We start from the raw sequence: 12819 nt of genomic DNA, 5'->3' as shown, positions 1-12819 counted from the left end.
GGGCCGGCGGGGCTTCAGGCGGCTCCGCCGGGAGCGGTTATTTCACCGCTGCAACGTCTTTCTGCATCTGGGGATCGACAGATACTCCGGAGCGGATGCGTTGAAGACCGTTGACAACGATCCGTTCGCCGGGCGTCAAGCCGTGCTCGACGATGCGCTTGCCCTCGGCGCTGCGGCCAAGTTCGACCGCCCGGTAGCTTGCCTTGTTGTCGTCGCCGACCACAAAGACGAACTTCTTGTCCTGATCGGTGCCGATCGCCCGTTCGCTGACGAGGATCTTTGTCTCCGGCGAAGGTTCACCGAGGCGGACACGCACGAACTGGCCCGGGAGCAGCCTTCCGTCCGGATTGTCGAAGACGGCGCGTACGGCGATGGTGCCGCTGGCGGCATCGACCTCGTTGCCGATGAGCTGCATCCTGCCCCTGATCGGAGTGCCGTCGCCGCCGATGGTTTCGATTTCGACAGGAACCAGGTCCAGCGGCGGCAGGGCCGCACCGGTCTGCGGCAACTCGGCCAGAATTCTGGCTACCACGTCTTCACCGGCGTTGAAGCTGGCGTAGATCGGATCGACCGAGACCAGGGTGGTCAGCGCCGGAGAGGCGGAGCCCGCGGCCACCAGATTGCCCACGGTTATCTCGATCCTGCCGACACGGCCGGCGACCGGTGCCAGGACGCGGGTATATCCAAGCTCCAGCCTTGCAGCCTGCAGAGCCGCCTTCGCGGTGCGCAGGTTCGCCTGCGCCTCGGCAAAGGCGTTCTGCCGCTGGTCCAGGACGCTTTGGGAGATGGTCTTGTTCGTGATCAGTTTGCGGCCGCGATCAAGTTCCAGCCGGGCCAGATTAAGCTGGGCTTCTGCAAGGGCAACCTGCCCCTGGCGCTCGGTAACCGCGGTTTCGAAAGGTTCCGGGTCGATGGTGAAGAGCGGATCGCCCGCCTTGACCAGCGATCCTTCCCGGAAGTCGACCGACTGGATGGCCCCGCTCACGCGGGAGCGGATCTGAACCCGGTCGACCGCTTCCAGGCGGCCGGAGAATTCTTCCCACATCGTGATTTGCCTGCTGGCCACTTCGGCCACCGTCACGGGAACGGCGGGAGCTTCAGTAGTGTCGCCCGCGGCTGTCGCGGGATTGGTGGCGGGCAGGTTCACAAAGAGAGCCGCGGCTGAAACGGACACGGCAACTGCCAGGCTGGCGCCCGTGAGCGTCCAGAGATTGCTTTTCGATGTCATTGGTCTCTCCTTAGGACCTTCGACCGGCCGTCTTGGGATACGGCAGGTTCGAAGGCTGTTCATTGCAACTTCACTGGATGCCGATTGCATGGACGAAATCGGCAAATTGTCTTGCGGCGCATGCCTGCCACGACGCGATGTCATTGCTTTTTGCACCATAGATCGATGGCCAGCCTGTTCCGGCAGGAAGAACATGCTGGTGAACATCGACGCCGGAAGCCTTGAGCGCTGCCGCATAACCGAAGGTCTCGTCGCGCAGCGGATCGTCTTCCGAAGTCAGGACGAGAGCGGGCGCCACACCGGAAAGCCGGGAGCAGGTGCAGGGGGCGGCATAGGGATGGCACATGCCACCGCTCAGGTAATGGCTCCAGCCTTCGCTCCAGCGCTCGCGCATGCCAAGCGCGTCCGCCTCGCGCATGGAGGCGGAGGCCATGTAGGGATCGAGGAGCGGCGACAGCAGGATCTGGCCGTCCAGCTCGTCGGCGAAATGGTCCCGCGCCTTCAGCGCAACCGCCGCCGCGACATTGGCGCCGGCCTCCACTCCGCCGACGAACAGCTTCGATTTGCGGTTGCCGAGCCCGGCCCGCTTCTGTGCCAGGCACGAAAAGATCGAAAAGCCGGTTTCCAGGGGCTTGGGAAAGATGCCGCCGAGCGGGGCGTTGTAGTCGGGCAGCACCACGGTCGCGCCGGCCTGGGCTGCGGTCTCGGCGAAGAGGCTGCGTTTCGGCAGGGTACCTGTGAACGCGCCTCCGTGGAAAAACAAAAGAACGGGCGCATCCGCCGTGTTTGCGGCCCCCTCGTAGACACGCACAGCGACAGGGCCTGTGGCCACCTTTTCCAGCGTCAATTCCTTCATCAGGATCGTCATTGCCTGGTGTCGCTTCTTCCAAAGGGGGAATGGACGCCTGTCGGGGTCCGGGTTTCTACAGAACCAAGATAGGTTTGTTCGTGGAAATGAATAAGCGTGGGTTTATTGTTTTCTCTGTTCGAAATTTCGAATAATATTGCGGCACACAAATTTCAGAGAGATCTTGCCATGGATCAGCTTTCCGCCATGCGCGCCTTCGTGAAGGTCGTGGAAACCGGCAACTTCACGCGCGCGGCGGAAACGCTGCGGATGCCGAAGGCGACCCTTACCAATCTCATCCAGCGTCTTGAAAAGCATCTGCAGACCCGGCTTCTCAACCGGACCACACGGCGTGTGGTCGTCACGACGGACGGCGCTCTTTATTATGAAAGGGCGGTGACCATCATCGCCGATATCGACGAGCTCGACGGCAGGCTGTCCCAAGCGCAGACCGAGCCGAGCGGCCGGCTGCGGGTGGAGATGTCAGGGGCGTTCGCGGACTGGTTCGTGATCCCGTTTCTGTGCGAATTCTACCAGAAATATCCCGATATCCAGCTTGATATCGGTATCGGCGACAGGACCGTCGACTACCTGAAGGAGAATGTCGATTGCGCCCTGCGGGGCGGCGAGCCGGCGGACCAGTCGCTGATCGCCCGGCGGGTTTCCGAGATAGGCCTGATCACCTGCGCGGCGCCGAAATACCTGGACAAGTTCGGCACGCCGGAAAGGCCCGAAAACCTGGAAGCCGGCCATTCCTTCGTCAATTACTTTGTCGCCCAGACGGGCCAGGTGCGGCCATTCGTTTTTCGCAAGGATGGCAGGGAAATCTCCGTTGCCGGCCGGCACTGGATCGCCGTGAACGACGCCCGCAGCTATGTTCTGTCCGCCGTCGCGGGACATGGTATCGGCCAGTTGCCGGACTTCATGGTGAGCGAGGAACTGGAAAAGGGAACCCTGGTGCAGGTGCTGGACGACTGGACCACCGATACAATCCCCCTTTACATCGTCTACCCGCCGAACCGGCATCTCAGCAACAAGGTCAGGGTCTTCGTCGACTGGCTCATCCGCCTACTGGCGGGGATCCAGCCCGCCGGTCAGAGGTAGGGAGGTGGTCCGGAGCCCGAAAAGTGGCAGCCTCGAAAGACTGGTTCACGAAACCCCATGTTGAACCGCGAAGGGGTCTGACGCTGGATCTTCGGTCCAGCTGTATTCCGCACACCTGGCGACGTGTCTGGCTGTCTCTTGATCGAGAATGTGGGATATCACCGCCAGGCTCATGTCCATGCCTGCCGACACGCCGGAGGACGTGAAGAATTTTCCGTCCTCGACCCAGCGGGCCTTGCCGACCCAGTCCACCTTCGGACCAAACTGAATTGCCCAGTTGAATCTCATCTTGTTGGTTGTCGCTTTACGGCCATCGAGAACGCCGGTGCTCGCCAGAAGGGCACTGCCCGTGCAAACGCTCATGACGATGCCGGCCTTCCCGGACACCGCCCTGATCCAGTCATTGATTGCTTCGTTGACCGGTTCCACGGGTGTCCCCGGTCCGCCTGGCACGAGCAGCAGATCATAGTCAGTGCTGTCGCCGAGCAAGCGATCGACCACGATCCGTTGACCGCTCCTGCAGGTGACGTGGCCGGATTTTTCGCCGACCGTGGTGATGCTGAATTCTTCAGGCAGCCAGCCGAAGAATTCGAGTGGCCCGAACAGATCCAGCGTCTCGAAGCCGGGAAAAACCAGCGCGCCAATGGATTTCATGCTGTGGTCCTTTTCAGGTCTGAAGATGCGCGCATTCCGGATGCGCTTTCAGGAATCGATCCGTAGACGCCGGGTTCTTGACGAGATGCTCCACGGGACGGATCGGGCGACGCAACAGCTCTCCTCCACAGTTCGGACAGAGATTGTGAAAGGCGTCTTCCGCGCAATCCTTGCAGAAGGTGCATTCGAACGAGCATGTCCTTGCATCGAGGCTGTCCGGCGGCAAATCGGCATCGCAGCATTCGCAGTTGGGTTTCAGCTTTAACATTCTCCGCTCCTTTGGCTAAGGCAACGTGAGTAGACTAGCAGCCTGCGCTCTGGCATAAATGACAAGATGCCCTCAATTGCTGCCAAATCACCATGAAGACCTCCGCGCCCCGCACAGTCCTGTTTGTGGTGTTCCCGCAGATGAAACTGCTTGATCTTGCTGGTCCGCTACAGGTTTTTGCAGATGCGGTCGACGAGAACGGAGGTGCCGTTTACAGAACCGAGGTCGTCTCGACAGACGGTCGGCATGTGAAGACCGATACTCCGGTCTCCATCGCCACGCATGCGATGGGATCTTGGGAAAACGAGCGCATCGACACTCTCATCGTGGCTGGCGGCAAGGGGTCTCGCGCTGCGGCCCTGAACCCCGTTTTTGTCGACGGGGTGATGACGCTTGCAAACAGAGCGGAGCGCGCCGCATCGGTCTGCACGGGAGCGTTCGTGCTGGCGGCCTGCGGTCTGCTCGACGGGCGCCGGGCCGTGACACACTGGCAATCATGCGCTGAGCTTTCGCGAAAGCATTCTTCCGTGAAGGTCGAAACGGACCCGATCTACATTAAAGACGGAAACATCTGGACTTCGGCGGGTGTGACCGCAGGCATCGATATGGCCCTTGCCATGGTCGCGGAAGATATCGGCCGCACAGCTTCACTCTCGTTGGCGCGCGAACTGGTGTCCTACGTGGTCCGCCCGGGAGGCCAATCGCAATTCAGCTCAACCCTCGACAGACAGATCCTGGATGAAACCGGCCGGTTCGAGAGCCTTCATGAATGGATCGCAGACAATATCGACAAGGACCTGCGCGTCGATGTTCTTGCCGAAAGAGCAAACATGAGCCCCCGGAATTTCGCGCGGTTGTACACACAGCAAATCGGGACAACGCCGGCCAAGGCTGTTGAGAGCTTGCGAATCGATGCTGCGCGCCGGTCGCTCGAAGAAAGTGAACTGCCGGTGAGTGAGGTTGCGCGCCGGTGCGGATTCGGGGATGACGAACGGATGCGCCGCAGCTTCATACGCGTGCTCCATGTGTCGCCCAGCGATTATCGCCAGCGGTTTGCTACTGGTCAGATGACAGGCTCCGACGCCCTTCCCGGAGCGGCCTGACGCGGCACGCGGACTATCTTGCCGATCCCTTCAAGGCCCGGTCCCGATCAACCGGTTCATCCGCCTGCTCGCGGGGAACAGCCCGTTTTTCAGCCTTTGCCTGGGCTCGCTTTCAGGCTAGCCATTTGTCGGTAGAAAGACAGAGGATAATCAATGGCTGAAACCCTGGGACTGAACCATCTTGGTCTGGCGGTTGCCGACCTGAACAAGACCACGGCGTTTTTCGTCGATGTGCTGGGCTGGCGCGAGACCGCAAGGGACGAGAGCTATCCGCGCACCACGATCACCGACGACCGGATGCGGCTGACCCTTTGGCAGGTCGATACGGCCGGTCCAGTCAACGGCTTCGACCGCCGCCGGAACGTCGGCCTGCATCACCTGGCGCTGGAAGTCGCCAGCGAGGCCTATCTCCTGCGGCTCGCCGACAAGCTGGCCGCCTATCCGGATGTCCAGGTCGAGTTCCTGCCGGAATTCATGGGCACGGGCCCGAGAAAACACATGATGTTCTCGGAGCCCGGCGGCATCCGGATGGAACTGGTCTGGATGGGGAATTGAGAAAAGGGGCAGGGCTATCGCATTTGCCGGTCCCCCTCCGGGTCACTCCGGGCGAGTGGAGCGAGACCCGGGGCCTACTCGCCTTGCCGCTTGCTGAAGCCGCTGGGTTGAGCACGATGCGGGCCTGCTCCGGGACGGATCATGCCGCAAGCCATCCGTCGAGCCTGGCGGCATCCGGCAGGCCGCCCGCATGGACGAGCTTGCCGTCAATAGAAATTCCCGGCGTGGACATGACGCCGGCCATGGCGATGGATTTGGTATCCGTGACCTTTTCCACCTGGATATCGACGCCGAGCTTTTCGGCGGCGGCCTTCACCATGGCTTCGGTTTGCGCGCAACGCTTGCAGCCGGGACCGTAGATCCTGACGGTTTTCATGGGGTGGGTCCTTTCACGAGATGGTTCGGGCCGGGACGGCCGTGCGAATGGGAGGAGGGCAAGAGGTCCTTGGGTGGTCACATGAGAAAATTGAAGAGATAGCCGGTGGCCAGGATGCCCGCCGACACGACGCCGGCGAAGATCGCGATCAGCCGGAGCTTCAGCACCTGCTTGAGGATGATCATTTCCGGCAGGGACAGGGCAATTACCGACATCATGAAGGCCAGCGTGGTTCCGAGCGCAGCGCCTTTGCCGAGGAAGGCCTCGACGATGGGAATGACGCCGGCGGCGTTGGTATACATGGGCACGCCGATGACCACCGCCGAGGGGACCGACCACCAGGCGTCGCCGCCCATGACCTTCAGCATGATGGCTTCGGGAACATAGCCGTGGATCGCCGCGCCGATGCCGATGCCGGCAAGCACCCAGATCCACACCTTGCCGACGATCTCGCGCACCTGCTCGACGCCGACCTTCAGCCGGTCCACCATGGTCAGGCTTTCCTCGGGCAGATCGCCCGCCGGGCCCGCTGTCAGCTCGCGCACCCAGTCCTGCAGGTAGCGTTCCAGCTTCATCCGGCCCAGCACATAGCCCGCGAGGGTGGCGATGGTGAAACCGAACACCAGATAGACCGTGGCGATCTTCCAGCCGACCAGACCGTAGAGCAACCCGAGGCCGACCGGGCCAACCATCGGCCCGGCGATCAGGAAGGAGAAGGTGACGCCCAGGGGAATGCCGGCGGAGACGAAGCCGATGAACAGCGGCACCGAGGAACAGGAACAGAAGGGCGTCAGCACGCCCAGGAGGGCGGCCAGCGGATAGCCCCAGATCTGGCGTTTTCCGGCCAGGATGGCGCGGGTCTTTTCCGGGCTGAACCAGCTGCGCAGCACGCCGGTAACAAAGACGATGCCGGTCAGCAGCAGCAGCACCTTGGGCACGTCGTAGACGAAAAAGGCGATGGCCTCGCCGGTGTGGCTGTCGCGGGCGACCGGAAACAGCGAGGTCACCCATTCGGAGACCGGGATCAACTGGCCGTATGCCAGCAACCAAAGGACGGCCGCTGCGGCCACGCCCGCGTACCAGACCCAGTCAGGCGTACCGCGCCGATGGGCGCTGTCATGAATATCCGTGGTCATGCCATTTCCTGTTCGAGCAGTTTTTCGGCTTTCAGAACGGCGGTGACCACCGCCCTGAATTCCGGTTCAAGATCCGGGTTGCGGCGGAAGCGTACCCATTGCGCATCGCGCCGGGCGATAACGAGACCGGCCTCGCGCAGCACCTTCATGTGCCTGGACACCCGGCTCTGGCTGGCCTCGAGGCGTACCATCAGCTCACAGACACAATGCTCGCCCCCGTCCCAGACGATGGCCAGAGCGGTGCGGCGGGTGGGGTCACAAAGAGCGGTCAGAATGTCCTGCATGCTGACATTTTATGCGCCCTGGCGCATATGCGGATTGATGCATGTCAATGGGGGAAGGATTGGACCCATAAACAATGCGGGTGCGTGCAACCGGGGACGCGCAGCGGCTACCGCCTTGACAGGTTGAACGCGTGACAAGTGTCGCGTTACGCTTGTTCAATCAACGAAGACGGCGCATTGATCGACATGGATCTTGAGGATTACCATGGCTCTTGGGATGCATCCCGCTCTCGCAGTTCACGCCGGGGACTGGTTGAAGACGGAGATTGTCGAGCCGGCCGGTGTCAGCGTTACCGAGCTGGCGACCCATCTCGGTGTCTCGCGGCAAGCCTTCGGCATGTTGCTCAACGGCAAGGCCGGACTGTCCGCGGACATGGCGATCCGGTTTGAAAAGGCGTTCGGGGTCAGGGCGGACACGCTGCTGCGCATGCAGACGGCCTATGGCCTGGCGCAGACCTCGGTTAAAAAACGATAGAACTTTACCGGACCGGCAGTGAACCATCTAAGGGTGGCAATCTTTGCTTTGCATCGTTCGGCAAACTGAAGACGCACGAACGTCTCAGCCTTCGCTAATGGTTCCCAACCAATCCAGGAAAACTCCCAACCGGCGTAGCCCTGAGACGCGGGTGAGGTAGAGCGCGGAGATATCCAGCGGTTCCACATCAAGCTGACCAGGGAACAATTCGACCAGGCGTCCCGTGCGCAGGTCTTTGGCGATCATGAAATCGGAGAAACGTGCAATGCCCAGACCGTTCAGCACCAATTGACGCACGGCTTCGCCATTGCCAGCGGTTAAAGCCGGGGAAACGCGCACTGGGGCTTTATGGTTGGCAAAGCGCAAAGTATTTATGTGCTCGGGTATGGCGAACCGCACTTGCTCCAGCTGCGCGAGATCGGCTGGTGTCTCCGGCCAACCGTGGCGATCAAGATACGCTGGGGCGGCCACCAATTTCCAAGCTGTGCGCCCCAACGGACGATGCAACATTTCGCTATCGGGCAACTGACCCAGCCGAATTGCAACATCCGCGTGACTGCCAATCAGATCCACCAGCGTGTCAGTCATGTCGATCGATAACTGGATGTCGGGGTATTTCGCGCGAAACTCTCGCAGACGAGGGGCGAGGACATGCAGAACATAAGGCACAGGCGCGTTTACACGCAGAGGTCCAGCGGGGGCTTGTCCACTCGTTGCTATCTCTTGAAGGCTTTCGCTGCGGTCCAGAATTTCGCGCGCCTCAGCCAGAACGGCGGCGCCTTCGGGAGTGATTTCGCTGGATCGCGTGGTGCGCCTTAGCAATGTGACTTTCAGTTGCTCTTCCAGCCGGGTGACCGAGCGGCTGAGCGTTGACGCCGAAACGCCCCTGCGCCGCGCGGATTCAGCGAAGCCGCCATCATCGACGATCCCGACAAAAGCAGCGAGGTCCCCCATGCGCAGTAATTCGTGCATTTTATGCAATGGTCCATTCCAGACGTGTCTATTCTCGCAATAGATAGCGACAGGCATATACGGCGTCGACATCAAATTTATGGAGAGAACCGATGCCACTTGCCTTATGGGCGCTGACCATCAGCGCTTTTGCCGTCGGAACGACCGAGTTCGTTATCGTCGGCTTGCTTCCCACCATTGCCGCCGATCTTGGCGTCTCAATCCCTTCCGCTGGCCTGCTCGTCAGCCTTTATGCACTGGGCGTCACCATTGGTGCACCGGTGCTGACCGCACTGGCCGATCGGGTGCCGCGCAAGACACTCTTGCTGCTCTTGCTGGCGTTGTTCACGCTCGGCAATGCTTACGCCGCTTTCGCGCCGGATTATGGCAGCCTTGTCGCTGCGCGCTTTATCACCGGTCTCGCCCACGGCGTGTTCTTTGCCATCGCCTCGACCATCGCCACTGACCTGGTGGAACCTGAAAAGGAAAGTTCTGCCATTGCGTTGGTGTTCCTCGGCCTGACAGTCGCTTTGGTGACGGGTGTGCCTTTGGGGACGTTCATTGGTCAAAACTTCGGCTGGCAGTCGACCTTCCTTGGCGTGGTCGCTCTTGGCTTGATCGGCTTTATCGCCTCTGCCGTCCTGGTGCCGGCCAATCTGGCCCGTACCGCGTCAGCCGGGATCAAGGCGCAGTTCCAGGTGCTGACGTCTCCGCGGTTGCTGCTGGTCTATCTAATCACGGCAGTCGGCTATGGAGGCAACTTCATCGCCTTTACCTTCCTTGCGCCCATGCTGAATGAAGTCACCGGTCTGTCCGCAGGAGCCATCAGTCTTGTGATGCTGCTCTACGGAGCCTCTGTCGCTGTGGGGAACATCGCAGGCGGTAAGTTGTCGGACCGCATCGGTGCCGTGCCCGCGCTGACCTTGATCTTTGCAGGTCTGGCTGTGGCGCTGATTGCGCTTGGGTCAACCCTGACCAGCCCGATTGCAGCCATCGCGGTTGCGGCCTTTTGGGGCGGCTTTGCCTTCGCCAACGTGCCGCCGCTGCAATCCTATGTCGTGCAAATCGCACGTCAGGTCTCACCCGGCGCGGTTGATGTGGCTTCCGGACTGAATATCGGTGCGTTCAACCTTGGTATTGCCGGTGGGGCATGGGCCGGCGGGCTTGTTGTTGAAGGCATTGGACTGGCCGCTACGCCTTACATCGCCGCTGGTGTTGTGGTTGTCGGGATCATGCTGGTGCGCCTCTCAGGCCGCTTGAGCGTCGCCACGCCTCAGATCGTCGCCGCTGAATAGGATCGTCTTGCCCTGCCGTAACAATCTTGCGGTGGGGCGAGACACCCAATTGGAGCCACATATCATATTGCCTTGCACATGCAACGAGCGGCTTGCCGCCGTCTTTGGATATTCACTCGAAGGGGGGTCGAACGACAGCTTTACAGATCGGATCAAATCCCACCGAACGACCGACCTGGAAGCGCGATGCGGAGGTCGCGCAAACTTATGGTTGATGTCCACCCCGGACCTGCAACAGCCGTGGACCTGATCCTCAGGAAAGACCCCCGCGTCAGGCCCATGCAAAGGGAAACGGTGTCTTTGCCGCCCCGGACTTGATCCGGGGCCGGAGGGAAGGTCCCGGGTCGAGCCCGGGACGGCGACGTTGTTGTGAGCGTCCGGCTTTATAGCCCTTCAGGACTGCGCTGCACGGCGGCGACACCGGTGCGGGTGACCTCGACAAGGCCGCAGCGCACTGACTTTAGTGCCGGCAAAAGTTGGCCGGTTCGGTTAACGGTTTCGACCGCCGCCGGAACGTCGGCCTGCATAACTTGGCGCTGGAAGTCGCTAGCGAGGCCGATCTCCTGAGGCTCGCCGACAAGGTGGCCGCCTACCCGGCCGACACGCCCCCGTCCCAGACGATGGCCGGGGCGATGCGGCGGTGCGGTCGTAAAGGGCGGTCAGAATATCCTGCATGCCGGCATCTTATGCGCCCCAAAGGGAGCGGCAGGGTAGGGGACTGGCGGGTTTAGCGTTGATGAGCTGGTAAGCGGTCATTCACCGCATCGGGTGGTGATCGGTTAAACCTATCCAAGGCGGGTAGCGTAAATTGACGGCGGATTGTTGAACGGTTCACTATTTCTTGAAGTGAAGACATGCGTTGAGTTGAAACCTTCCAAATAATGCTGACAGCGTTATCTGTTTTGGCTGGGTCCGTTGTCGAAGAAGGCTGACAAGACATTCTTCACAATACCGTCATCATAGGAGACCGACCAGCATGTTGCTAAAATTCAACCTCTCTGGTGCGCTAGTTTTCAGTGTTCTGACAGTATCTGCGGGCATGGCCCAGAACTACGAGCTTGTCATTAACAATGGACGCGTCATCGATCCGGAGACCGGTCTGGACGCGATCCGCAATATGGCGATCGAAGATGGCAAGATCGCTGCGATCAGTGAGTTCCCGCTGGACGGCGAGACCGTCATCGACGCGACTGGCAAGGTCGTGTCACCTGGCTTTATCGATCTGCACGCCCATGGCCAGAACATCGGCGATTACCGGATGCAGGTGATGCAAGGAGTCACGACATCGCTGGAGCTTGAGTCCGGCGTTCTGCCCATTGCCGACTGGTACGACGGCCAGGCCAACAAGAACCTTCCTGTCAACTACGGTGCGGCTGCTGGCTGGACCTTTGGCCGGATCGCAACCTTTACCGAGACCGATCCACAGGCCACGGCGGCTTACTTCCAGGATGCACAAGGCCACAGCCACTGGAAGATGGACATCGCGTCCCCTGAGCAGTCCGAGCACATCATGTCCCTGGTCGAGCAGGGTCTGAAGGACGGCGCACTCGGCATCGGCATCAACGCAGGTTACGCGCCGGGCTACGGTCAAAAGGAGTATTTCGCGCTTTCCGAACTGGCCAACGCGTACAACGTGCCCACCTTTACGCATGTGCGGTACGCCAGCAACATCGAGCCGCAAAGTTCGTTCGAGGCAATCAAGGAACTGATCGCAAATGCCGCCATCACCGGCGCGCACATGCACCTGTGCCACATCAACTCGACCTCCCTGTCGGACATCAAGACCACGCTGGCCCTGGTGGAAGAAGCGCAGGCGAAAGGTATCAACGTCACCACCGAGGCCTATCCCTATGGCGCTGCTAACACGGTCGTCGGTGCGGCCATGTTCAGCGGTCCGGACTGGCGCGAGCGTATGTCGTCGACAGCGGAAAACTTCCAACTCGGCAAGGACCGGATGAGCGAAGAGGAACTGGCGGACTATCAGGCCAACAAGCCCGGCACCTTCATCACCTGGCATTTCCTCGATGAGACCAGCCCGGAAGATCTCGCCCTTCTGGATCTGTCGGTCACCCACCCGGCGGCGCTGGTCGCCTCGGATTCGGTCTTCTGGTCCTACTTCGACGAAGATGGCAACGTTCAGAACTATGAGGGCGATGAATGGCCCCTGCCGGACAATGTCTTCAGCCATCCGCGTTCAGCCGGCACCTTCGCTAAAATCCTGCGGTCCTATGTGCGTGAGCGCGGGCTGATGTCGCTGAGCGAGGCCATCCGCAAGATGTCGCTGATGCCAGCGCAGACGCTTGAGAAAAGTGTGCCGCAGATGCGCACCAAAGGGCGGATCCAGATCGGTATGGATGCGGATATCGTCGTGTTCGATCCCGCTACCGTCGCCGATATGGCCACTTTTGAGGATGCCAATAAACCGGCTGTCGGCGTGCAGACCGTTCTGGTCAACGGCGGTTTCTCGGTGCGTAACGGAGACCTCGTTCTGGATGCTCCAAATGGCCGCCCGATCCGCAATGCCGTAGCGGACTGATTTCCGC

At 60.8% G+C, this 12819-nt stretch carries 14 protein-coding genes; 6 read left to right on the top strand and 8 right to left on the bottom strand.

The genetic code is table 11. The features are described from left to right. Positions 1-37: 37 nt before the first annotated feature. Together Q1B40_RS23245 and Q1B40_RS23240 are read right to left on the bottom strand one after the other, a co-directional pair. A complete protein-coding gene (locus tag Q1B40_RS23245; RefSeq protein WP_299820404.1) occupies positions 38-1228 on the bottom strand; it encodes an efflux RND transporter periplasmic adaptor subunit in 1191 nt (396 codons plus the stop codon). Between the two features lie 70 nt (positions 1229-1298). Further along, positions 1299-2096: an alpha/beta hydrolase gene (locus Q1B40_RS23240; RefSeq protein ID WP_299820401.1), complete on the bottom strand. Its 798-nt coding sequence runs from the start codon at positions 2094-2096 to the stop codon at positions 1299-1301. A gap of 168 nt (positions 2097-2264) precedes the next feature. Between Q1B40_RS23240 and Q1B40_RS23235 the strand changes: the two genes are divergently transcribed. Further along, on the top strand, positions 2265-3179 hold the full coding sequence (locus tag Q1B40_RS23235; protein ID WP_299820398.1) for a LysR family transcriptional regulator: 915 nt from the start codon (positions 2265-2267) through the stop codon (positions 3177-3179). A gap of 45 nt (positions 3180-3224) precedes the next feature. On the opposite strand, the gene Q1B40_RS23230 is transcribed toward Q1B40_RS23235, so the two are convergent. Together Q1B40_RS23230 and Q1B40_RS23225 are read right to left on the bottom strand one after the other, a co-directional pair. Further along, positions 3225-3833 carry a DJ-1/PfpI family protein gene (locus Q1B40_RS23230; protein WP_299820395.1) on the bottom strand — a complete coding sequence of 203 codons (609 nt, stop codon included), beginning with the start codon at positions 3831-3833 and terminating at the stop codon, positions 3225-3227. 13 nt (positions 3834-3846) lie between these two features. Continuing rightward, positions 3847-4101, bottom strand: a complete 255-nt coding sequence (locus Q1B40_RS23225; protein WP_299820392.1) for a DUF1272 domain-containing protein — start codon at positions 4099-4101, stop codon at positions 3847-3849. Positions 4102-4193: 92 nt separating this feature from the next. Here Q1B40_RS23225 and Q1B40_RS23220 point away from each other — a divergent pair, with 92 nt between their 5' ends. Next, positions 4194-5204 carry a DJ-1/PfpI family protein gene (locus Q1B40_RS23220; RefSeq protein WP_299820389.1) on the top strand — a complete coding sequence of 337 codons (1011 nt, stop codon included), beginning with the start codon at positions 4194-4196 and terminating at the stop codon, positions 5202-5204. 153 nt (positions 5205-5357) lie between these two features. Beyond that, a complete protein-coding gene (locus tag Q1B40_RS23215; protein WP_299820386.1) occupies positions 5358-5759 on the top strand; it encodes a VOC family protein in 402 nt (133 codons plus the stop codon). Positions 5760-5898: 139 nt separating this feature from the next. On the opposite strand, the gene Q1B40_RS23210 is transcribed toward Q1B40_RS23215, so the two are convergent. The 3 genes from Q1B40_RS23210 to Q1B40_RS23200 form a co-directional block, all read right to left on the bottom strand. Beyond that, positions 5899-6135 carry a thioredoxin family protein gene (locus Q1B40_RS23210; protein WP_299820382.1) on the bottom strand — a complete coding sequence of 79 codons (237 nt, stop codon included), beginning with the start codon at positions 6133-6135 and terminating at the stop codon, positions 5899-5901. Between the two features lie 77 nt (positions 6136-6212). Then, positions 6213-7271 carry a permease gene (locus Q1B40_RS23205; RefSeq protein ID WP_299820379.1) on the bottom strand — a complete coding sequence of 353 codons (1059 nt, stop codon included), beginning with the start codon at positions 7269-7271 and terminating at the stop codon, positions 6213-6215. Next, entirely contained in the window at positions 7268-7555 is a 288-nt protein-coding gene (locus Q1B40_RS23200) for a helix-turn-helix transcriptional regulator (protein ID WP_299820376.1), read from the bottom strand. The genes Q1B40_RS23205 and Q1B40_RS23200 overlap by 4 nt, the downstream gene beginning before the upstream one ends. Positions 7556-7760: 205 nt before the next feature. Between Q1B40_RS23200 and Q1B40_RS23195 the strand changes: the two genes are divergently transcribed. After that, on the top strand, positions 7761-8030 hold the full coding sequence (locus tag Q1B40_RS23195) for a HigA family addiction module antitoxin (protein WP_299820373.1): 270 nt from the start codon (positions 7761-7763) through the stop codon (positions 8028-8030). Positions 8031-8114: 84 nt separating this feature from the next. Here the strand turns inward: Q1B40_RS23195 and Q1B40_RS23190 are convergent, their stop codons facing one another. Continuing rightward, positions 8115-9002, bottom strand: coding sequence for a LysR family transcriptional regulator (locus Q1B40_RS23190; protein WP_299820371.1), 888 nt, complete (start codon positions 9000-9002; stop codon positions 8115-8117). A gap of 92 nt (positions 9003-9094) precedes the next feature. Between Q1B40_RS23190 and Q1B40_RS23185 the strand changes: the two genes are divergently transcribed. Together Q1B40_RS23185 and Q1B40_RS23180 are read left to right on the top strand one after the other, a co-directional pair. Beyond that, positions 9095-10276 carry an MFS transporter gene (locus tag Q1B40_RS23185; protein ID WP_299820368.1) on the top strand — a complete coding sequence of 394 codons (1182 nt, stop codon included), beginning with the start codon at positions 9095-9097 and terminating at the stop codon, positions 10274-10276. A gap of 976 nt (positions 10277-11252) precedes the next feature. After that, positions 11253-12812 carry an amidohydrolase family protein gene (locus tag Q1B40_RS23180; protein WP_299820365.1) on the top strand — a complete coding sequence of 520 codons (1560 nt, stop codon included), beginning with the start codon at positions 11253-11255 and terminating at the stop codon, positions 12810-12812. Positions 12813-12819 lie beyond the last annotated feature (7 nt).

This window comes from uncultured Roseibium sp. (assembly GCF_947496995.1).
In the GTDB taxonomy this organism is placed as follows: Bacteria; Pseudomonadota; Alphaproteobacteria; order Rhizobiales; family Stappiaceae; genus Roseibium.
Note: the sequence above shows the minus strand (reverse complement) of the source record. Positions and strands in the feature narration are given on the sequence as shown.

What these genes read in the sequence shown, in the direction of transcription:
- Q1B40_RS23245 (WP_299820404.1), bottom strand. Translation starts at nt 1,228, where the DNA reads ATGACATCGAAAAGCAATCTCTGGACGCTCACGGGCGCCAGCCTGGCA.
- Q1B40_RS23240 (WP_299820401.1), bottom strand. Translation starts at nt 2,096, where the DNA reads ATGACGATCCTGATGAAGGAATTGACGCTGGAAAAGGTGGCCACAGGC.
- Q1B40_RS23235 (WP_299820398.1), top strand. Translation starts at nt 2,265, where the DNA reads ATGGATCAGCTTTCCGCCATGCGCGCCTTCGTGAAGGTCGTGGAAACC.
- Q1B40_RS23230 (WP_299820395.1), bottom strand. Translation starts at nt 3,833, where the DNA reads ATGAAATCCATTGGCGCGCTGGTTTTTCCCGGCTTCGAGACGCTGGAT.
- Q1B40_RS23225 (WP_299820392.1), bottom strand. Translation starts at nt 4,101, where the DNA reads ATGTTAAAGCTGAAACCCAACTGCGAATGCTGCGATGCCGATTTGCCG.
- Q1B40_RS23220 (WP_299820389.1), top strand. Translation starts at nt 4,194, where the DNA reads ATGAAGACCTCCGCGCCCCGCACAGTCCTGTTTGTGGTGTTCCCGCAG.
- Q1B40_RS23215 (WP_299820386.1), top strand. Translation starts at nt 5,358, where the DNA reads ATGGCTGAAACCCTGGGACTGAACCATCTTGGTCTGGCGGTTGCCGAC.
- Q1B40_RS23210 (WP_299820382.1), bottom strand. Translation starts at nt 6,135, where the DNA reads ATGAAAACCGTCAGGATCTACGGTCCCGGCTGCAAGCGTTGCGCGCAA.
- Q1B40_RS23205 (WP_299820379.1), bottom strand. Translation starts at nt 7,271, where the DNA reads ATGACCACGGATATTCATGACAGCGCCCATCGGCGCGGTACGCCTGAC.
- Q1B40_RS23200 (WP_299820376.1), bottom strand. Translation starts at nt 7,555, where the DNA reads ATGCAGGACATTCTGACCGCTCTTTGTGACCCCACCCGCCGCACCGCT.
- Q1B40_RS23195 (WP_299820373.1), top strand. Translation starts at nt 7,761, where the DNA reads ATGGCTCTTGGGATGCATCCCGCTCTCGCAGTTCACGCCGGGGACTGG.
- Q1B40_RS23190 (WP_299820371.1), bottom strand. Translation starts at nt 9,002, where the DNA reads ATGCACGAATTACTGCGCATGGGGGACCTCGCTGCTTTTGTCGGGATC.
- Q1B40_RS23185 (WP_299820368.1), top strand. Translation starts at nt 9,095, where the DNA reads ATGCCACTTGCCTTATGGGCGCTGACCATCAGCGCTTTTGCCGTCGGA.
- Q1B40_RS23180 (WP_299820365.1), top strand. Translation starts at nt 11,253, where the DNA reads ATGTTGCTAAAATTCAACCTCTCTGGTGCGCTAGTTTTCAGTGTTCTG.